The sequence below is a fragment of the Pseudarthrobacter sp. B907 genome, assembly GCF_040137805.1.
GTDB lineage: Bacteria > Actinomycetota > Actinomycetes > Actinomycetales > Micrococcaceae > Arthrobacter.
The window spans coordinates 206,991-226,205 of sequence record NZ_JBEEQE010000005.1; the positions used below are offsets into that span (position 1 = coordinate 206,991).

The following is a 19,215-nucleotide window of genomic DNA, read 5'->3' on the forward strand; positions in this document are numbered from 1 at the left end:
CCCCGCGTTGTGTGTGTCCAGGGGCTAGCCCTTCATGATCTCCGCGCGCTGGGCCATGTAGTCCTCCATGGCGAGTTCGCCGTTGCTGTACTTCTGGTCCAGCTCGGCGAGCTTGCGCGCGCGGTAACCCTGCGGGCCGGAGGGCACGGGCGGAACCGGCGGAACGTCCGGCGTCGCGGGGGCCGCCGGGGGCTGCGGCTGCCACTGCTGCGGCGGCGCGGCCTGCGGGGGGTTGTTCAGGTACTCCGGGCTGTCCTCGTACGGGACGGGGTACTGCTGGTTCGCGGGGTACTGCTGGTTCGCCGGAGGCTGCGGGGCGCCCAGCTGGCCGAACCCGCCGTAGTAGTCCCGCTGGGTGAAACCGTCCCGCGGCTGGTTGTTCTGCTGGCCGGGGAACTGGCCCGGGAACCCGCCGAAAGGCTGGCCGGGGAAGGTGGGGCCATTGCCGTTCTGGCCGCGGTTGGACGCCTTGTACCGGCGCATAGCGAGCATGATGATCGTCGCCAGGATGGCGAGCCCAAACAAGGTGAACACGGTATCGAACCTTTCAGGAGTGGTCCTTCAGCTTAACGCGCCCTACCGGCCAAGGGTGCCCGGCCCGGCGGCGCCGCTCAGGAGCGCAGGGCATCCTCGGCGCCGGGCAGGCCCTCGCCCGAACCGGGAGGCCCCTCACCCGAGCCCAGCGGCATCCCCGGGCCGAACACCGGCCCGGCCAGCGGACGCTTGGCCGTGATGCCGTCGCCGGAGGAGCGGTGCCGGAGCCGGCGGACCACCCACGGGACGAAGTGCTCGCGGGCCCAGATGAGGTCGCCGGTGCGCGCCTCCCGCCAGTTGCGCTGCGGCAGGGGCTTGGGCGCAAGGGGCTCCAGGGTGTGTTGCACGTTCAGTGAATCCAGCACCATGGCCGCGATGGTGTGGTGGCCCAGCGGCGAGAAATGCAGCCGGTCCACGTCCCACATCTGCGGGTCGTTGAGCTGGCGCAGGGACCACATGTCGGCGATGACGGCGTCGTGCCGGGCCGCCACGGTGCGCAGGTTCTCGTTGTAGATCGCCACCTTGCTGCGGATCCGGCCCAGCACGGTGGAGCCGGTGTCCGGGCCGTTGAAGAGCACCACGGTGGCGCCGCCCAGGCTCAGGATCTGCACCACCGAGTCCAGCCGCTCGGCGAGGACATCGGGGTCGCCGCCGGGCCGGATCAGGTCGTTCCCGCCGGCGGACAGGGTCACGAGGTCCGGCTTCAGGGACAGGCAATGCGCCAGCTGCTGGTCCACGATCTGCTGCAGGAGCCGGCCCCGGACCGCAAGGTTGGCGTAGGCGAAATCAGCCTGGCCGCGGCTCAGTTCCTCCGCCACCCGGTCCGCCCAGCCGCGGTGGCCGCCCGGGCTCGCCGGTTCCGGATCGCCGATCCCCTCGGTGAAGGAGTCGCCCATCGCCACGTAGCGGGTCCAAGGGTGGTTGACGGTCCGGTCCGGATAATTCTCCATGGCTGCTGTTTCGCTCACCTTCATATCCTGCACTCTCCCCGCAAAGCTACGCCACCGTAGCTTGTTACCGATTGGTAACTGCAAGAATGGAGCCATGACAGACGCCGCCCCGTATCCCGCCGCCTTCCCCGACCCCGTTGTCCTCTGGTCCCGGCCCGAAGAGGCCCGCGCAGGCAGGCCCCTGCTGGTGCTGCTGCACGGCTACGGGGCCAACGAACAGGACCTGCTGAGCCTGGCGGACCTGCTGCCCGACGAGTTTGTGGTGGCCTCGCTGCGTGCCCCACTGGTCTCCGGACCGGGCTTCACCTGGTTCCCACTGACGGCGTCCATCGACTACTCACTCGACGCCGTCAAGCACGCCGCGGCATACGTCCAGGACTGGATCGACTCGGTCCGGGCCAACCACCCCTCGGTCACCCTGCTGGGCTTCTCGATGGGCATGGCCATGGCGACCACCCTGCTGCGGCAGCGGCCGGACGGCTACGCCGCCGTCGTCGGGCTCTCAGGCTTCGCCGTCGACGCGGGCGGTGACCCGAGCTTCCGCGACGCGGAACTGGACGGCACCGTGCCGATGTTCTGGGGGCGCGACCAGCAGGACCCCGTGATCACGCCGGACAAGATCGAGTTCACCATGGGCTGGGTGCGCAGGCATGTGAAGCTCACCAAGGTGCTCTACACCGGCATGTGGCACGGCATCAACCAGCAGGAGATCGGCCACGTCGGCGAGTTCCTCACCCACGAGGTGCTCAACAAATAGCCGACGACGGCGCCGCCGGCCGCCGTCGTCGGGCGCCGCCCGGCTCCGCTGGGCTTAGGCGCCGCCGGGCGTGCTGATCCGCACGGTCTGGCCGTTCACGGTGACGGTGTCGCCGTGGTGCAGCTGGCGGCCGCGGCGGTCATCGATCTCGCCGTTGACCTTCACGAGCCCGTTCTTGATCAGTTCCGCAGCCTCCACCCCGTCCTCGACGAGGTTGGCCAGCTTCAGCAGCTGGCCCAGCCGGATCATGTCGTCGCGGATGGGGATGTCTTCGATTTCCGGGTTGCTCATACAAGCAATAATGCCTGACCAAAGGTGGCACCAATGACCCACGCACCGCGGCTCCCACTGCCCGTCGGACTGCTCCTGGCCGTTTCCGCCGGGCTCCTCGTCCCCGTTCAGGGCCGCATCAACGGCGCCCTGGGCACAGTCCTGGCCGACGGCCTGGCCGCCGCCGTGGTGAGCTTCAGCACCGGCCTGGTACTGATGATCGCCATCTCGCTGCTGCTGCCCAAGGGCCGCGCCGGGCTGGCCCAGGTCCTGCCGGCGCTGCGCGAACGGCGCTTCCCGCGGTACTACGTGCTGGCCGGCGGCATCGGCGCGCTCTTCGTCTTCGCCCAGTCCTTCACCGTCGGGCTCCTCGGCGTGGCCCTGTTCACCGTCGCCGCCGTCACCGGCCAGACCCTCAGCGGACTGCTGGTGGACCGGATGGGCATCGGTCCGGCGGGCAAGCGGCCCATCACCGGCATCCGGGTCCTCGGCAGCGTGCTGACCGTCGCCGCGGTGGCGTGGGCCGTGTCGCCGCGCTTCGCGTCCGGCGGCGCAGACGGCTCAGGCGCGTCCGACCCCATGGCGCTGGTGCTGCCTGTGCTGCTGCCGGTGCTCGCCGGATTCCTGATGAGCTTCCAGCAGGCGATGAATGGCACCGCAACAGTCCACTACCGCACCCCCATCACCGCCACCCTGGTCAACTTCGTCGCCGGCAGCATCGTGCTCTGGCTCGCCTGGCTGATCAAGCTGGCCGCGGCCGGGCCAGGCCACGCGCTTCCGGGCGAATGGTGGTACTACCTGGGCGGCCCGATGGGCTGCGTGTTCATCGCCGTCGCCGCCTTCCTGGTCCGCAGCCTGGGCGTGCTGGTCACCGGGCTCGGCATGATCGCCGGGCAGCTGCTCGGATCCCTGGCCCTGGACCTGGCGCTGCCCGCACCGGGCACCGTCGTCGCCCTGCCCACCGTGGTCGGCACGCTGCTGACCCTGGCCGCGATCGTCCTGGCCAGCCTGCCCTGGTCCCGCGGGACCCTCAAGGGGCGCTAGCCCGGTAGGCTAGGAGCTTGCATTACCCCGACCGCAACACCCCGCCCGGCAACCAGCCGGTGACCCGGGGCTGACAGCACGGACCGCACCCAGCGGCCCTGCAGAAACTGGAGTTCCCATGGCAGCAAAACCCGTACTCGACCAGATCATTTCCCTCGCCAAGCGACGGGGTTTCGTCTTCCAGGCCGGTGAAATCTACGGTGGCTCCCGTTCTGCCTGGGACTACGGTCCCCTCGGTGCCGAGCTGAAGGAAAACATCAAGCGCCAGTGGTGGCAGTCCGTGGTCCGCGGCCGCGAGGACGTCGTCGGCCTAGATTCCTCGGTGATCCTGCCCCGCCAGGTCTGGGAAGCCTCCGGCCACGTCGAGGTCTTCTCCGACCCGCTGGTGGAGTGCCTCTCCTGCCACAAGCGCTACCGCGCGGACCACCTCGAGGAAGAATACGAGGAGAAGAAGGGCCGCCCCGCCGAGAACGGCCTCAAGGACATCGCCTGCGCCAACTGCGGCACCCGCGGCGAATGGACCGAACCGCAGGAATTCTCCGGCCTGCTAAAGACCTACCTGGGCCCCGTCGCCAGCGAAGAGGGCCTGCACTACCTGCGCCCCGAAACCGCCCAGGGCATCTTCGTGAACTTCTCCAACGTGCTCACCACCTCGCGGAAAAAGCCGCCCTTCGGCATCGGCCAGATCGGCAAGTCCTTCCGCAACGAAATCACGCCGGGCAACTTCATCTTCCGCACCCGCGAGTTCGAGCAGATGGAGATGGAGTTCTTCGTCGAGCCCGGCACCGACGAGCAGTGGCACCAGTACTGGATGAAGGAGCGCATGGCCTGGTACACGTCCCTGGGCATCCGCGAGGAAAACCTGCGCTTCTTCGAGCACCCGCTGGAGAAGCTCAGCCACTACTCCAAGGGCACCACGGACATCGAATACCGCTTCGGCTTCCACGGCTCCGAATGGGGCGAGCTCGAGGGCATCGCCAACCGCACCGACTTTGACCTCTCCACGCACTCGAAGGCCTCCGGCGCGGACCTGAGCTACTTCAACCAGGCCACCAACGAGCGCTACACCCCGTACGTGATCGAGCCCGCCGCCGGCCTCACGCGCTCCTTTATGGCGTTTATGATCGACGCGTACACCGAGGACGAGGCGCCCAACGCCAAGGGCGGCGTCGACGTCCGCACCGTGCTTAAGCTCGATCCGCGCCTGGCCCCGGTCAAGGCTGCCGTGCTCCCGCTGAGCCGTAACGAGGACCTGTCGCCGAAGGCCAAGGACCTCGCCGCGCAGCTGCGCAAGAGCTGGAACATCGAGTTCGACGACGCCGGCGCCATCGGCCGCCGCTACCGCCGCCAGGACGAGATCGGTACGCCGTTCTGCATCACGGTGGACTTCGACACGCTCGAGGACCAGGCCGTGACCATCCGCGAACGCGACACCATGAGCCAGGAACGCGTCGCCCTGGACAAGGTGGAGGGCTACCTGGCCGCACGGCTGATCGGCGCCTGATCATGACGATCGCGTACCGCGAATGGCGCGACGGCGACGACCTCGCGCTGCTGGAGATGTGGGGCGGCCCGGAGACGGACCAGGCCCGGCAGTTCCGTGCCACCCTCGCCCCCTCCGGCAACGCCCCGTGGCGCCGCTGCATCGTGGCCGAGGACGTCGTCGACGGCGTCGCCATCCCCGTCGCTGCCGGGGTGGTCCATGAGGCCTCGCTGCATCCGGAGCGCCTCTGGGTCTACGTCGAGGTTTCCCGCGACCACCGCCGGACCGGCATCGGCTCGACGCTGCTGGCCATGCTCCGGCACGAAGCCGGGCAGTCGCCCTCGGGAGTGTCCCGGCTCCGGACCAAGGTGGAGCCAGGCACGCCCGGCGCCGCCTTCGCCGAGGCCGCCGGCCTGGCGCCGATCCAGCGCTCCCGCCTGGTCGTCGTCGAGCCCGGCGCCCTGAAGCTGCCGGTCTTCGGCGACGGCTCCGAGGCCGCAGCCTCGGAGCAGGTGGAGGACCTGGCCACCGGGTCGGTGGAGCTCAGCGACGTCGTGGGCCGCTACTACACCGCCGTGCACGACTGGGACAGCCCCGGGGACCTCAGCATTGCCACGGTGCAGCGGCTCTTCCTGGACGACCTCAGCGGCGCCCACGGGGCGATTGTGCTGCGCGCGCCCAAGGCCAGCGCCTTCGGCGCGGGTGTGCCGGCCAGCAAGAAGGGCCGGCTCCAGGCATTTGCGGTCAGCTACGCCCAGGGCGGCCCGGAAATGGGCGGTCCCGAAGAGGGCCACGCCACCAAGGCGGGGGAGCCCTCGGATGTGTTCCTCGGCCACGACCCGGAACTGTCCGCCGAGGATGCCCGGGCCGCGGTCCGGGACCTGCTGGCGCTGATCGCGTACCAGTACCCGGTCCTGCTGGAACTGGACGATTCGATGGACGCGCTGCGCGCCGTCGTCGAACCGTTGCTGGAGAGCGGCAAGGCCCGGCAGGCCGGGGCGGAAACCCTGATCGTCTCCGACCCCGTCTATCCCGCTTAACCCGACTGACCCGCAGCAACAGCTGCGGGTCAGTCGGGTCTAACGGCTACTTGCCCGGCGGCATCACCGGCGGAACGAAGTCGAACGTCATGCCGAGCAGCCAGACCAGCAGCAGCACCACCGGCAGGTGGAAGACGAACTGCAAGAACGTGAAGCCCACTAGGTCGCGGGCCCGCAGCCTCAGCACCGCCAGCAGCGGGAGCATAAAGAACGGGTTGATCAGATTGGGCAGCGCCTCGGCGATGTTGTAGATCTGCACGGTCCAGCCCAGGTTCATCTGGACATCGGTGGCGGACTGCATGACGTACGGCGCCTCCACGAGCCACTTGCCGCCGCCGGAGGGCACCAGCAGGCCCAGCACGGCCGTGTACAGCGCAATGACGACGGCGAAGCCGCCGCCGCTGCCGATGCCCGAGAAGAACTCGGCCAGGTGCGCCGAGATGGTCATCCCGCCGTGGCCGGTGGCCTTGGTCAGGATCGCGGCCATTGCCGCGTACAGCGGGAACTGCACGAGGATGCCGGCGGTTGCAGGGACGGCCTTGGTGACGGCCTGCAGGAAGTTCCGCGGGGTGCCGTGCAGCACCAGTCCGAGGATGAGGAACACCAGCAGGTAGCCATTGAGGCTGCTCACCACCGTTAGGAACGGCTTGGTGAGGAACTGCGAGACCAGCCAGCTCAGGGTCAGGAGCCCGGCGAGGATCGGCAGGATCTTGCTGTATTCGAGCCACTCGCCCGGGCGGGACCGCGGCGCCGGCTCGCTGGGCTCATCGTCGAGGTCCACGCCCAGGTCCGCCGCGGTGCGGATCGCGCCGCCCTGCGGTGCCGAGAAGTGGGCGATCACCGTGGTCAGCAGCATCAGGATGGCCAGGGTCAGCAGCGACTGCCAGGTGAAGATGGTGGCGCCGAAGTCCAGGATGCCGGTGATCTTCAGCAGGGCCGGCGGCAGCGAGGCCGCCGTCGCCTGCAGCTGCGCGGCCGAGGAGGACAGGCCGAGCGCCCAGACGGCACCGAGGCCCATGAACGCGGCCGCGCCGAGGGCGCGGTAGTCCACGGTGAGGTCCTTGCGGCGGGCGATCGCCCGGGCCAGCAGGCCGCCGAAGATCAGGCTGAGGCCCCAGTTTAGGAAGGACACCGACATGGACATCAGTGCCACGAAGCTCACGGCGGTGCGGGCGGTCGCGGGAACGAGGGCCAGCCGGCCGATCAGGCGGGCCACCGGCGGCGAGGTCGCCACGACGTAGCCGGTGAGCACCACCATGGCCATTTGCAGGGTGAAGGCGGTCAGGTCCCAGAAGCCGTTGCCGAAGGAATCGGCGATCGATTGGGGTGAGGCGCCGATGGCCAGGGCGGCCAGGGCGATGATGATAACGCCGGCGAGGGCGAAGATGTAGGCGTCCGGGAACCACTTCTCGGTCCACGCGGCCATTCGTTGGGCTATCCGGGCGAGGCCGCGTTCTTCGCCGATGCCGCTTTTGGTCAGGACTGTGTTTGCCACAGAGGGGTACCTCTCCATTGAGTGCGTTTTTCTACCCGATGGAGTTTAGCCACCGCTGCTGCGGGAGCCGGGCTTATCGGCGCCTGCCGCGGGCGCGCCGCGGGACCTCGGCCTCGTCAAGCCGCCGCCGTTCCTCCTCGGTGGGCGCCCCGCCGCCGAGCGCGGCCGGCATCCACCAGGCGCCCGGCTCCGGTTTCAGCGGGAAGTCCGCGACGCCGGCGTCGATCCCCGCCTGCAGGGCGCTCCGCAGGGCCTCGGTGGCCGCCGGGACGTCCAGTCCGGGGCCTAGGAAGAAGGGTTCGCCCACGTGCACCCGCACCGGCGCCCGCCAGGCCCGGAGCGGGGAGAAGCCGTGGTGCCGGGTCATGATCCGGTGCGCGCCCCAGACCGAGACCGGGATGAGGGGGACGCCCGCCTCGGCCGCCATCCGCACGGCGCCGGTCCGGCATTCCCGGACCTGGAAGCTGCGGCTCACGCCGGCCTCGGGCAGGATCGCGACGTACTCGCCGTCGCGGAGTTTCTGCACGGCGGCGTCGTAGGCATGGGCGCCGGTGTCATAGCCGACGACGACGTGCCCGGCGGCGCTGACGGCGGGACCGGCGAACCAGTGGTCGGCCGCGGCCTGCGTGATCAGGAAGCGCATCTGGGCGCGATTGTGCCACCAGAGCAGCAGCTCGGCGAAGGCAAAATCGAGGTAGCCGAAATGCGTGATCGCGACGACGGCGCCCGCGCCGGGGGTGGCCCGCCGCGAGGCGCCGCGGAGGCCGCCGCGGGGACCGTGGTCGGGGCCGTGGTCCGGGGCCGCCGCGCGAAGGTGTTCGGCGCCGGTGACGATGACGCGGATCCGGAACAGCCAGCGCAGCGCCTGGCCGGTGCGGACGATCACGCGGTAGAAGCGGTCGCTGGGCGCCGGCCGCCAGCTCACCTCAAACCCCCGCATCTCAGTGGCCCGCAGGCCGGCGGGGCGGCCAGGGGATAAAGCCGGAGGTGGATTCGACGTATTCCTTGTACCCGGGACGGGCGGACATGGCCTTCTCGGTCAGCGGTTTGCCGGTCTTGCCGGCCAGGGTCCAGATCATCAGGGCGGGGGAGAGTACGGTCAGCACGCCGGGCCAGGAGTCCGCCGCCACCAAAAACAGCCCGGCCCAGACGGCGGCGTCGCCAAAGTAGTTCGGGTGCCGGGTGTAGCGCCAGAGTCCGGTATTCAGGACGGTGCCGCGTTTGGCCGGGTCGGCTTTGAACCGGGCCAGCTGCCAGTCTCCGACGGTTTCGAAGACAAAGCCGAGAACCCACAGCAGCACCCCGAGCAGCGCCAGCCAGCCGAGCGGGCCGGTACTGAACATGCCCACCTGGATGGTGAGTGAGACGAAGAACATCACGATGCCTTGCGGCAGGTACACGCGCCGCAACGCATAGATGTCGCGGGATCCGGGCGCCGAGGAGAGCATGTCCACATAGCGCGGATCCTCGTGGCCGCCGCGGGCCCGGATACCGATGTGGACGGCCAGCCTGATGCCCCAGACGGCCACCAGGGCCAGCAGCAGCAGCCGCCTGCCGGCGTCGCCGTGGCCGGCCGACAGTGCCCAGGAGACCGCGGCCGCCACCACAAAGCCCAGCCCCCAGACCGTGTCGATGACCGAGTGCCGGCTCTGGCGCACGGCGACGGCGAACGTCACGGCCAGCAGCGCCACCAGTCCCAGGGCCACCCACGGCAGGCTGGCAAGGAAGGCGTCCCATGGGAAGGCGGCCATCACAGCACCACCGGGAGGGTGGCGGCGGCCGGAAGGACCTGGCGGAGCGTGTCCGTGCCGGGCAGTTCGGCGCCGGCGGTGCTGGCGAAGGCATCCAGGACGAAGCCGTTGGCGAGGGAGTTCCAGAGCCGGACCCGGCGGAACATAAAGTGCCCGGCGCCGGTCAGCGAGACGTAGTCCACCGAGGCCGCGATACCTTCGGCGCGGCGCGCGTAGGCCAGTGAGTTCTTCGGGCTGGTCCAGCGGTCCTCGCTGCCGTGCACGATCAGGACCCGGCGCCCGGCGAGCGGCTCCACCGGGGTGGCGCCGTTCAGCCACGGTGCCAGCGCGACGACGGCCTCCACCTGCGGGTGGTCCGCGACGCAGAGCGCGGTGAGGCCGCCCATCGAGTGGCCCAGCAGGAAGATGGGGACGCCCGGGTGTTCGCTGCTGATCTGGGCCAGCGCCCAGCGGGCATCCTGTACCGGCGACATCTCGGGCCCGTTCCAGCCCCGGTAGCGGTTGCGCAGGGTCCACACCGCCAGGCCGTGCGGGCCGCCCTGGTTCCGCAATGACTGGGCAAAGGGCAACATCCGCGCCGGGCTCAGATGCCGGGCCTGGACCGCCTCGAAGCTGTCCGAGCGTCCGCCGTGCAGCACCAGGGCGACGCCGCGGGTCTGCCCGGCGGCGTCGGCGATGCTCAGTTCGGCCCGGGCCGCAGGGCCGGCTCCGGCTGCCCCGTGCTCCCGGTCGTCAGTCTTGCGTCTGGCCACGGCTGGTGTCCTCCACATCGTTTTGTCCCTGCAATTACCAACAATAAGTCGGCCGCCGGCGTTCCCGGCAGCGATTCCGCCGGCCGTGTTTTCCGTAAGAAATTCGGAGCGGTGCCCGGGATGGATGGGAACCCTTGACTCACCCTTGGCGGAGGAGTAGGCCTGTGCTCGTAAGCCTCAGGACGCCATGCCGGCTGGGAGCACGAATCACCGTCCGGGTCGGAAATCACGACGAAATCGACGGTACAGAAAATGAACGGAACCGAGTTCGATAGTCTGCGCGAGCAAGTCCGCGGGCAGGTCATCACGTCCGGCGATTCGGACTACGACGAGGCGCGGACGGTGCAGAACGGGATGATTGACAAGCGGCCGGCCGCCGTGGTCCGTGTCTCCCAGGTGGCAGACGTCATTGCTGGCGTCAACTTCGCCCGGGACAACGGCCTCGACCTGGCCGTCCGCGGCGGAGGCCACAGCGGGCCCGGTTTCGGTACGGCGGATGGCGCGGTGGTCATCGACTTCACCCGCACCCGCGGTGTGCGGGTGGATCCGGCCGGCAAGACGGCCAGAACTGAGGCAGGCGCTACGTGGGCGGACTTCAACCACGCCACCCATGCCTTCGGACTGGCGACCACGGGCGGGATCGTCGGCTCGACCGGGGTTTCGGGGCTGACCCTTGGCGGCGGAATCGGCTACCTTGACCGGAAATACGGACTGAGCTGCGACAACCTGCTCTCGGCCGATGTTGTCACCGCCGAGGGCAAGTTCCTCACGGCCAGTGAAAGCGAGAACGAGGACCTTTTCTGGGCGCTGCGCGGCGGCGGCGGGAACTTCGGCGTCGTGACCTCCCTGGAATTCCGCCTGCACCCCGTGGACATGGTCCACGCCGGCATCATCATCTACCCTGCGGAGCACGCCGAAACGGTTGCGAAGTTTTATCGCGAGCACATGGCGGCAGCGCCTGAAGAATTCGGCGCTTTCCTGGCCTTCCACCAGGGACCGCCAGTTCCGTTCCTCCCGGAGGAGTGGCACGGGAAGCCCGTCTGCATTGTCGTGGGCATGTGGACCGGCAACCCGGCCGAAGGGGACGCACGCTGGCAGCCATTCCTCGGCGCCGCGCCGGTGGCGGGGTCCATGGTGGGCCCGATGCCCTACCCGGCATTGAACTCGGCGTTTGACGGAATGTATCCGAAGGGCCTCCTGGCCTACTGGAAGGCGGCCTTCCTCACCGAACTCAACGACGGGGCAATCAACGCCCACCTTGAGTACGGCCGCCGGGTTCCCAGCCTGCAGACCGCGGTGCACATTTACCCGATCGACGGGGCGGTGCACCGGGTGGGGGTCACGGACACGGCGTTTCCAAACCGGACCGCCAAGTTCTCCCCGGTCATAGCCTGCCACTGGGAGGATCCCCGGGACAGCGAGGCGAACATCGCCTGGGTGCGGGACTACGCGGCGGCCCTGCAGCCCTTCTCCGAGACCGCGGGCTACATCAACTTCATGGACGGCGACGACATGAGCCGGGTCGGGGAGAACTACGGAGCCAACTACCGGCGGCTGCGTGAGGTCAAAGCGACGTACGATCCGCAGAACCTCTTCCATGTGAACCAGAACATCGTTCCCGCTTAAGGGGGAAGGCGCCCGCGCGGCGCGCCGAGGGCCGCCCCGCGGGCCGGGTGGGACTGCCGGGGAAGACACCGTAAAGTCTTCGGCATGAGGTTGAACTGCTGATGGGCGCCGGACATTCACACACCACCCAGGGGCACCACGAAGTGACGCCCCGGGCGCTCGCCGCACGGAAGAAGGCCAACTGGATCCTGGCCGCCGTCCTGGTCCCGCTGACGCTGCTGACCATCACGGCGATGGTGCTGCTGTGGCCCTCGGGCAGCAAGGACGGCATCAAGCTGTCCAGCCCCTACGCGGCCGCCCCGGGCGTCACCTTCGACACCGGCAAGATCCAGCGCGTCGTCGTCGGCAGCTGCATGGACGGCACGGCGCAACAGGGTGCCCAGCCGGGTGCGCAGCCGGGCTCGCAACCGCAGCCCGGCGCCGGGCAGGGCTCGCAGTGCACCTTCGCCTACACCGAGCCGGACAAGGGCGGAAACCCGGTCAAGGTGGTGATCAACCCCGACATCGCCAAGTCCCACGGCGTCAAGGTCGGCGACAATATCCGCTACCTGAACCTCTCCAAGGCGCCGGGCGCCGCCGACGCCCAGGGGACACCCGCCTACGTGTTCGTTGACTTCGTCCGGACCCTGCCGATCATCCTGCTTGCGGTCCTCTACGCCGTTGTGGTGATTGCGGTGGCCCGCTGGCGCGGGCTGCGCGCCCTCATTGGCCTGGCCGGCGCCTACGCCGTGCTCGTCTCCTTTATGCTTCCGGGCCTGGTGGAAGGTAAACCGCCGCTGCTGCTGGCGCTGGTCGGATCCACAGTGATCATGATCGGCGTGCTGTACTTCGCGCACGGCTTCACCGCCCGGACCTCGACGGCGCTGCTGGGCACGATGTTCGGCCTGGGCATCACCGCCGCGCTCGCTGCCTGGGCCACCGATGCGGCGAACCTGGCCGGCGTCGGCAACCACGACGCCGCCACCCTCGCCAACGTCTCGGACCACATCTCCATCTCGGGGATCATCCTGTGCGGGCTGATCATCTCCGGCCTCGGTGTCCTCAACGACGTCACCATCACCCAGTCCTCCGCGGTGTGGGAACTTTGGGAACTTGCCCCCGGGACGTCCGCGCGTAAGCTGTTCGCCTCGGCCATGCGGATCGGCCGGGACCACATCGCCTCCACCGTCTACACGATCGCGTTCGCCTACGCCGGGGCGGCGCTGCCCATCCTGATCATCGTGATGCTCTACGAACGCCCGCTGGGGGACGCGCTCACCAGCGCCGAACTCTCCGAGGAAGTCATCCGCACCCTGGTCGGCTCCATCGGGCTGGTGCTGGCGATTCCGGTCACCACCCTGATCGCCGTGCTCGTCGTCAAGGCCACCGGACTCCGGGGGACCGCGGCCACGGCGGACGACGTCGTCCGGCCCGCCGGCGGCCTGAACGGTAGCAGCCGCGCGGCCGCAGCAGGCCTGTCGGACCGCGGACCGTCCGACGGCGGCAGCGGCGACCGTGGTACGTCCGACGGCGCCGACCCGGAGCCGGAGACGCGCCGCGGCCGCCGCGCGGCCGTGTCCGGCTGAGCGGACCTCAAGGCGCGTCCGGACCGGCGCGGTTTCCACATAGCCGGAGCGGGACCGGGCCGATTTGCCCGGCTTTGAGACAATGGTCGGGTGACTGTTGTAGCAACGCCTCCCGCCCCCAAGCTGGAACTGCCGCCCCTGAAGCTGGGCCCCCTCACGGTGGACACCCCCGTGATCCTGGCCCCGATGGCGGGCATCACCAACTCCGCCTTCCGCAGGCTGTGCCGTGAATACGGCGGCGGCCTGTACGTCGCGGAGATGGTCACCTCCCGCGCCCTGGTGGAACGCACACCCGAATCACTGCGGATCATCTCGCACGACGAGGATGAGAAGGTCCGTTCGGTGCAGCTCTACGGTGTGGACCCGGTGACGGTGGGCCAGGCCGTCCGGATGCTGGTCGAGGAGGACCGCGCGGACCACATCGACCTCAACTTCGGCTGCCCGGTTCCCAAGGTGACGCGGCGCGGCGGCGGCTCGGCGCTGCCGTGGAAGACCGACCTCTTCACCTCGATCGTCCAGACGGCGGTCAAGGAAGCGTCCAAGGGAAACATTCCGCTGACCATCAAGATGCGCAAGGGCATCGACGATGACCACCTCACCTACCTCGACGCCGGGCGGATCGCCCGCGACTCCGGCGTCGCCGCCGTCGCACTGCACGGCCGCACCGCCGCGCAGTTCTACTCCGGCCAGGCCGACTGGTCCGCCATCGCCCGGCTGCGCGAAGCCCTCCCGGACATCCCGGTGCTCGGCAACGGGGACATCTGGTCCGCCGAGGATGCCGTGCGGATGGTCCGCGAAACCGGCGTCGACGGCGTGGTGGTGGGTCGCGGCTGCCAGGGCCGGCCCTGGCTGTTCGGCGACCTGATGGCCGCCTTCGAGGGCAGCGATGTCCGGCACAAGCCGAGCCTTGGGCAGGTGGCCGAAGGCGTCTACCGCCATGCCGAGCTGATGGTGGAAACTTTCGGCAACGATGAGGGCAAGGCCCTCCGGGAGATCCGCAAGCACATGGCCTGGTACTTCAAGGGCTATGTGGTCGGCAGCGAACTGCGGACCAAACTTGCCCTGGTCACCAGCCTCGAAGTGCTCCGTGCGACGCTGGACCAGCTGGACCTCGACTCGCCGTATCCCGGCGTCGACGCCGAAGGCCCCCGCGGCCGCGCCGGCTCGCCCAAGAAGCCCGCCCTGCCCAAGGACTGGCTGCTGGACCGCAGCATGGACGCCGAGCAGTCACGCGAGATCTGCCACGCGGAACTGGACGTCTCCGGTGGCTGAAACCAGGACGACGGCGCCCGTGCTGGACGGCTACGTGGACCGGGACTGCGCCCGCTGGGTGGAGGAACCGCCCAAAAGCACCTACCGCTCCGACTTCGAACGCGACCGTGCCCGCGTGCTGCACTCCTCGGCGCTGCGCCGGCTCGGCGCCAAGACCCAGGTGGTCGCCCCGGACACGGACGACTTCGTCCGCACACGGCTGACCCACAGCCTCGAGGTCGCCCAGGTGGGCCGCGAGCTCGGCCGCGCCCTGGGCTGCGATCCGGACGTGGTGGATACCGCCTGCCTCAGCCACGACCTGGGCCACCCACCCTTCGGCCACAACGGCGAGTCGGCCCTGAACGAGGTAGCGCATGCGATCGGCGGCTTCGAGGGCAACGCCCAGACCCTGCGCCTCCTGACCCGGCTGGAGCCCAAGGTCCTGGCCCCGGACGGCCGCCCCGCCGGCCTTAACCTGACCCGCGCCAGCCTCGACGCCGCCGCCAAGTACCCGTGGTCGGCGGAGAACGCCCCGGTGATCCACGGCCAGCGCACCAGCAAGTTCGGCGCCTACCAGGACGACCTGCCCATTTTCGACTGGATCCGCGAAGGCGCCCCCGAGCGCCGCTCCTGCCTCGAAGCTCAGGTCATGGACCTCGCGGACGACATCTCCTACTCGGTGCACGACGTCGAGGACGCGATCGTCGCCGGTCACTTCCAGCTGCGCTGGATGGACAACCCCGACCACCGCGCCCGGGTGGTGGGCTACGCCAAGCAGTGGTACCTGCCGCACAACGACCCGGCCGCCATCGACGCCGCCCTGGCTCGGCTGGAGGCCACCAGTGTGTGGGTCCGCGAGGCCGACGGCAGCCGCAAGGCCATGGCGGCCCTGAAAGACATGACCAGCCAGCTGATCGGCCGGTTCTGCCAGAGCGCGCTGGAGACCACCCGGGCCGTCTATGGCCCTGAGAACCTCACCCGTTACAACGCCGAACTCATCGTCCCGGACGAGACCGTGATGGAGATCGCCGTGATGAAGGGCCTGGCCACCACGTTTGTGATGACCACCGAACACCGGCAGCCGATCTACGAACGCCAGCGCGAGGTCCTGCACGCGCTGGTGACAGCGCTTAACGCCACCGGCGACCGCCACCTGGAGCCGATGTTCGCCGCCGACTGGCGCTCCGCGGCGGACGATTCCGCCCGGCTGCGGGTTGTCATCGACCAGGTCGCGTCGCTGACGGACGGCTCCGCGCTGGCCATGTACGAACGGCTCGTCGGCAGCCTGCCTTCGCTGTGGTGACGGCGTCGGTGACGGGTGCCATAGGCCGCCATCCAGCGTCGTACGCGGGTACTAGGATGGCTCCGTGGCCGGCCTGATTAAACGTGAAGACATCGACGAAGTGCGCCAGCGCACCGACATCAAGGAAGTCGTCGACGGCTACGTGACCCTCAAGGGCGCCGGGCTGGGATCCTTCAAGGGCCTGTGCCCCTTCCACGACGAGCGCTCGCCCTCGTTCACCGTGCGGCCCCAGGTGGGCCGCTACCACTGCTTCGGCTGCGGCGAGGACGGCGACGTCATTTCCTTCGTGCAGAAGCTGGACCACACCACCTTCCACGAAGCGGTGGAGAAGCTCGCGGCCCGGATCGGCTACGAACTGCGCTACGAGGACGGCGGCTCGGGCCCCAACCGCGAGGAGATCGGCCGCCGCCAACGCCTGCTCGACGCGCACAAGATCGCGGACGAGTACTTCCGCGCCCAGCTCCTGACCCCGGGCGCCACCGAGGGTCGGAACTTCCTCTACGGCCGCGGCTTCGACCGGGCAGCGGCGGAACAGTTCGGCGTCGGCTACGCCCCGCAGGGCTGGGACTCGCTGCTCAAACACCTCCGCGGCCGTGGCTACACCGACCCGGAGCTCAAACTCACCGGCATGTTTTCCGAAGGCGGCCGGGGGATCTACGACCGGTTCCGTGGCCGCCTGATCTGGCCCATCCGCGACATCGCCGGCGACACCATCGGCTTCGGCGCCCGCAAGCTCTACGAGGACGACCAGGGCCCCAAGTACCTGAACACCCCGGAGACCGCGCTCTACAAGAAGTCCCAGGTGCTCTACGGTATCGACCTCGCCAAGCGCAACATCGCCAAGGAACGCCAGCTGGTGGTGGTGGAAGGCTACACCGACGTGATGGCCTGCCACCTGGCCGGCGTGACGACGGCGGTCGCCACTTGCGGTACGGCGTTCGGCACGGACCACATCAAGATCGCCCGCCGGCTGCTCTCCGACGACGGCAGCGGGGGAGAGGTAATCTTCACCTTCGACGGCGACGCCGCGGGCCAGAAGGCGGCCCTGCGCGCCTTTGAAGAGGACCAGCGCTTCGTGGCGCAGACCTACGTTGCCGTCGAACCCGGCGGAGCCGACCCCTGCGAGCTGCGCCAGGCCAAGGGCGACTCGGCGGTCCGGGACCTGATCGGCACCCGCCGGCCGCTGTTCGAATTCGCCATCCGTGCCACCCTGCGGCGGCACAACCTGGACACCGTCGAAGGCCGGATCGCCGCGCTGCGCGAATCGGCCCCCGTGGTGGCGCAAATCCGCGACGCCGGCATCCGGCCTGCCTACGCGCGGGAACTCGCCGGCTGGCTGGGCATGCCGGTCGAGGAAGTCAGCCGCGCGGTCGGCGCGGCCGCCAAGCGCCTTGCCCAGGGCCCGGCCGGAGGCGCCGCACAAGGCTACAACCAGAACCCCGCCCAGAACCCGGGCCGGGCCGCCGGACCGGGCCACGGGGCTGGTCCCGGGTCCGCCCCCGGCGTGGCGCCCCTGCCGCCGTCGGCCACGCTGCCGGCGTTCAACCGGCCGGACCCGCGTGACCCGGTGGCCGCGATGGAACGCCAGGCGCTCGAAGTCGTGCTGCAGGAACCCGCGATCCTTGAAGGGGCCACCTGGCAGCGCTTCGCCGAGGCCCGGTTCTCCACCCCGGCCTACCTCGCCATCCATGAGGCCATCCGGGCCACCGGACAGGGTGCCATCGGCGACCCTGCGCGATGGGTGGAGCAGTTGCTGCAGGAAGTCCCCGAGCCGCTGCGGCCGCTCGTGTCCGAACTCGCCGTCGTGCCCCTGCCGGCCAGCACCGCCGAAGCCGTGCAGCGCTACTGCCGCGACATCCTGGCCCGGCTGTTCGAACTGCAGATCACCCGCGTCAAGGCGGACAAGATGGGCCAGCTGCAGCGCTTGGACGCCGCGGCGGACCCCGAGGAGTTCCAGCGGCTCAACCGTGAACTCATGGAACTGGAGATGCAGCGGCGCTCGCTCCGGATGGACTCCTGAGACTGCCGCACGGTGCTCCGCCGGGGGCCAATTTCACTTCCCGGCGCGGTGTTTGCTAGGCTTGTATCCGCTTCATTCCTCCTTAGCTCAATTGGCAGAGCATTCGACTGTTAATCGAAGGGTTGCTGGTTCAAGTCCAGCAGGCGGAGCGCACAGTCCCCGTTCCAGGTCACCGGGACGGGGACTTTGTGTATACCCGGCGGGGGTATCGGGGGATGCGGGCGCCGCCGATTTCCTTAGCGCCAACACCTTTGCTAATGTCATACCTGCTTCATTCCTCCTTCGCTCAATTGGCAGAGCATTCGACTGTTACTCGAAGGGTTGCTGGTTCAAGTCCAGCAGGAGGAGCGCACAGTCCCCGTTCCGGGTCACCGGGACGGGGACTTTTTGTATACCCGGCGGGGGTATCGGTGGATGCGGGCGCCGCCGATTTCCTTAGCGCCAAAACCTTTGCTAATGTCATACCTGCTTCATTCCTCCTTAGCTCAATTGGCAGAGCATTCGACTGTTAATCGAAGGGTTGCTGGTTCAAGTCCAGCAGGAGGAGCGGACAGGCCCCGCGGCCGGTAATTTACCGGCGGCGGGGCCTTTTTTCTTGCCGGGGATGACATCCGCTAGACGAAGAACATCTCGACCTGCAGGAAGCGCTCTGCCTCCGCCACCGCCGCCCGGAAGGCCTCGTCCTCGGTGGGGGACTGCCGGGGCTCCCGCGGGTGCCACTCGTGCGCCGAGGAGTGCACACGGGTGAAGCCGCCGCGCGGAGGGGCGTAGAAGATGCCAAAGCGCTGCACCGGCCATTCCGCGGAGGTCTCGGGGGCAACCAGGAGCGCCGAGTCGTAGGCGGGGTTGTACCACTGGGCGATCGGCCGGCGCCGGTCCTCGGTGAACAGCCCGGCCGCGAAGAGTGCCGCCGACTGAGGACTGGTCTGGGAGCACAGCCGCTCCCACCACAGGGGCAGAATGCCGTCGTCGCACCGCTGCCATGTGGCCGGAAGGGGAGGAGGGTCCTGCCAGTCAGGCACAGAACAACTTTATCGCCCGCCGTCGGCCGCGAATAGGGGAGCACGGCCGTGCAGCCCGGGCCCGGCCCCCCACGCCGGGCATGCCCATTGGTCGTGCCGGCGGGTGGACATATGCCTGATATGTCCATTCCGGGCTGCGGGGGCTGGGCATGTCCCAGGGGGCCTGTTCGGTTTATGCGCCCACCAACGGGCATGCCCATCGGTCGTGCCGGCGGGTGGACATATGCCTGATATGTCCATTCCTGGCTGCGGGGGCTGGGCATGTCCCAGGGGGCCTGTTCTGTTTATGCGCCCACCAACGGGCATGCCCATCGGTCGTGCCGGCGGGTGGACATATGCCTGATATGTCCAT

Annotated in this window: 17 protein-coding genes and 3 tRNA genes; 12 read left to right on the forward strand and 8 right to left on the reverse strand. The window is 69.1% G+C overall.

Annotated features, from left to right (window positions below):
* Nucleotides 1-24: 24 nt before the first annotated feature.
* Together ABLI39_RS06600 and ABLI39_RS06605 are read right to left on the reverse strand one after the other, a co-directional pair.
* Nucleotides 25-534 carry a hypothetical protein gene (locus tag ABLI39_RS06600; RefSeq protein WP_349412635.1) on the reverse strand — a complete coding sequence of 170 codons (510 nt, stop codon included), beginning with the start codon at nt 532-534 and terminating at the stop codon, nt 25-27.
* A gap of 77 nt (nt 535-611) precedes the next feature.
* Nucleotides 612-1,508 carry an SGNH/GDSL hydrolase family protein gene (locus ABLI39_RS06605; protein ID WP_502935197.1) on the reverse strand — a complete coding sequence of 299 codons (897 nt, stop codon included), beginning with the start codon at nt 1,506-1,508 and terminating at the stop codon, nt 612-614.
* A 70-nt stretch (nt 1,509-1,578) separates the two neighbouring features.
* On the opposite strand from ABLI39_RS06605, the gene ABLI39_RS06610 reads away from it, so the two are divergent.
* Nucleotides 1,579-2,241 carry an alpha/beta hydrolase gene (locus ABLI39_RS06610; protein WP_349412636.1) on the forward strand — a complete coding sequence of 221 codons (663 nt, stop codon included), beginning with the start codon at nt 1,579-1,581 and terminating at the stop codon, nt 2,239-2,241.
* 54 nt (nt 2,242-2,295) lie between these two features.
* Here ABLI39_RS06610 and ABLI39_RS06615 read toward each other — a convergent pair whose 3' ends face one another.
* Nucleotides 2,296-2,532, reverse strand: coding sequence for an RNA-binding S4 domain-containing protein (locus tag ABLI39_RS06615; protein WP_146335292.1), 237 nt, complete (start codon nt 2,530-2,532; stop codon nt 2,296-2,298).
* 33 nt (nt 2,533-2,565) lie between these two features.
* Here ABLI39_RS06615 and ABLI39_RS06620 point away from each other — a divergent pair, with 33 nt between their 5' ends.
* The 3 genes from ABLI39_RS06620 (at nt 2,566) to ABLI39_RS06630 (ending at nt 6,078) form a co-directional block, all read left to right on the forward strand.
* Complete coding sequence (locus tag ABLI39_RS06620) at nt 2,566-3,555, forward strand: DMT family transporter (RefSeq protein ID WP_349412637.1); 990 nt, start codon at nt 2,566-2,568, stop codon at nt 3,553-3,555.
* A 118-nt stretch (nt 3,556-3,673) separates the two neighbouring features.
* Nucleotides 3,674-5,059: a glycine--tRNA ligase gene (locus ABLI39_RS06625; RefSeq protein ID WP_349412638.1), complete on the forward strand. Its 1,386-nt coding sequence runs from the start codon at nt 3,674-3,676 to the stop codon at nt 5,057-5,059.
* 2 nt (nt 5,060-5,061) lie between these two features.
* Nucleotides 5,062-6,078 (forward strand): GNAT family N-acetyltransferase, encoded by a 1,017-nt coding sequence (locus tag ABLI39_RS06630; RefSeq protein WP_349412639.1) that lies wholly within the window; start codon nt 5,062-5,064, stop codon nt 6,076-6,078.
* 46 nt (nt 6,079-6,124) lie between these two features.
* On the opposite strand, the gene ABLI39_RS06635 is transcribed toward ABLI39_RS06630, so the two are convergent.
* The 4 genes from ABLI39_RS06635 to ABLI39_RS06650 all read right to left on the reverse strand — a co-directional run bounded on the left by ABLI39_RS06635 (nt 6,125) and on the right by ABLI39_RS06650 (nt 10,076).
* Nucleotides 6,125-7,573, reverse strand: coding sequence for a short-chain fatty acid transporter (locus ABLI39_RS06635; protein WP_349412640.1), 1,449 nt, complete (start codon nt 7,571-7,573; stop codon nt 6,125-6,127).
* A gap of 73 nt (nt 7,574-7,646) precedes the next feature.
* Nucleotides 7,647-8,498, reverse strand: coding sequence for a lysophospholipid acyltransferase family protein (locus ABLI39_RS06640; RefSeq protein WP_349412641.1), 852 nt, complete (start codon nt 8,496-8,498; stop codon nt 7,647-7,649).
* 16 nt (nt 8,499-8,514) lie between these two features.
* A complete protein-coding gene (locus ABLI39_RS06645; protein WP_349412642.1) occupies nt 8,515-9,324 on the reverse strand; it encodes a DUF1295 domain-containing protein in 810 nt (269 codons plus the stop codon).
* Nucleotides 9,324-10,076 (reverse strand): alpha/beta hydrolase, encoded by a 753-nt coding sequence (locus ABLI39_RS06650; protein ID WP_349412643.1) that lies wholly within the window; start codon nt 10,074-10,076, stop codon nt 9,324-9,326. The genes ABLI39_RS06645 and ABLI39_RS06650 overlap by 1 nt, the downstream gene beginning before the upstream one ends.
* A 252-nt stretch (nt 10,077-10,328) precedes the next feature.
* Between ABLI39_RS06650 and ABLI39_RS06655 the strand changes: the two genes are divergently transcribed.
* From ABLI39_RS06655 to ABLI39_RS06690, 8 genes are all read left to right on the forward strand, one after another.
* On the forward strand, nt 10,329-11,702 hold the full coding sequence (locus tag ABLI39_RS06655; RefSeq protein ID WP_349412644.1) for an FAD-binding oxidoreductase: 1,374 nt from the start codon (nt 10,329-10,331) through the stop codon (nt 11,700-11,702).
* A gap of 101 nt (nt 11,703-11,803) precedes the next feature.
* Complete coding sequence (locus ABLI39_RS06660) at nt 11,804-13,267, forward strand: YibE/F family protein (RefSeq protein ID WP_349412645.1); 1,464 nt, start codon at nt 11,804-11,806, stop codon at nt 13,265-13,267.
* Between the two features lie 90 nt (nt 13,268-13,357).
* Nucleotides 13,358-14,539 carry a tRNA dihydrouridine synthase DusB gene (gene dusB, locus ABLI39_RS06665; RefSeq protein WP_349412646.1) on the forward strand — a complete coding sequence of 394 codons (1,182 nt, stop codon included), beginning with the start codon at nt 13,358-13,360 and terminating at the stop codon, nt 14,537-14,539.
* Nucleotides 14,532-15,821 carry a deoxyguanosinetriphosphate triphosphohydrolase gene (locus ABLI39_RS06670; protein ID WP_349412647.1) on the forward strand — a complete coding sequence of 430 codons (1,290 nt, stop codon included), beginning with the start codon at nt 14,532-14,534 and terminating at the stop codon, nt 15,819-15,821. The genes dusB and ABLI39_RS06670 overlap by 8 nt, the downstream gene beginning before the upstream one ends.
* A gap of 64 nt (nt 15,822-15,885) precedes the next feature.
* Entirely contained in the window at nt 15,886-17,841 is a 1,956-nt protein-coding gene (dnaG, locus tag ABLI39_RS06675) for a DNA primase (RefSeq protein WP_349412648.1), read from the forward strand.
* Nucleotides 17,842-17,917: 76 nt separating this feature from the next.
* A tRNA-Asn gene (locus tag ABLI39_RS06680) sits at nt 17,918-17,990 on the forward strand.
* A gap of 126 nt (nt 17,991-18,116) precedes the next feature.
* Nucleotides 18,117-18,189: transfer RNA gene (locus ABLI39_RS06685), tRNA-Asn, on the forward strand.
* A 126-nt stretch (nt 18,190-18,315) separates the two neighbouring features.
* Nucleotides 18,316-18,388 (forward strand) — tRNA-Asn (locus tag ABLI39_RS06690).
* A 67-nt stretch (nt 18,389-18,455) separates the two neighbouring features.
* Here ABLI39_RS06690 and ABLI39_RS06695 read toward each other — a convergent pair.
* Nucleotides 18,456-18,863 carry a hypothetical protein gene (locus ABLI39_RS06695; protein WP_138769841.1) on the reverse strand — a complete coding sequence of 136 codons (408 nt, stop codon included), beginning with the start codon at nt 18,861-18,863 and terminating at the stop codon, nt 18,456-18,458.
* Nucleotides 18,864-19,215 lie beyond the last annotated feature (352 nt).

Coding starts and splice junctions, on each gene's coding strand:
- ABLI39_RS06605 (WP_502935197.1), bottom strand. CDS start 1,508: ATGAAGGTGAGCGAAACAGCAGCCATGGAGAATTATCCGGACCGGACC.
- ABLI39_RS06610 (WP_349412636.1), top strand. CDS start 1,579: ATGACAGACGCCGCCCCGTATCCCGCCGCCTTCCCCGACCCCGTTGTC.
- ABLI39_RS06615 (WP_146335292.1), bottom strand. CDS start 2,532: ATGAGCAACCCGGAAATCGAAGACATCCCCATCCGCGACGACATGATC.
- ABLI39_RS06620 (WP_349412637.1), top strand. CDS start 2,566: ATGACCCACGCACCGCGGCTCCCACTGCCCGTCGGACTGCTCCTGGCC.
- ABLI39_RS06625 (WP_349412638.1), top strand. CDS start 3,674: ATGGCAGCAAAACCCGTACTCGACCAGATCATTTCCCTCGCCAAGCGA.
- ABLI39_RS06630 (WP_349412639.1), top strand. CDS start 5,062: ATGACGATCGCGTACCGCGAATGGCGCGACGGCGACGACCTCGCGCTG.
- ABLI39_RS06645 (WP_349412642.1), bottom strand. CDS start 9,324: ATGGCCGCCTTCCCATGGGACGCCTTCCTTGCCAGCCTGCCGTGGGTG.
- ABLI39_RS06655 (WP_349412644.1), top strand. CDS start 10,329: ATGAACGGAACCGAGTTCGATAGTCTGCGCGAGCAAGTCCGCGGGCAG.
- ABLI39_RS06660 (WP_349412645.1), top strand. CDS start 11,804: ATGGGCGCCGGACATTCACACACCACCCAGGGGCACCACGAAGTGACG.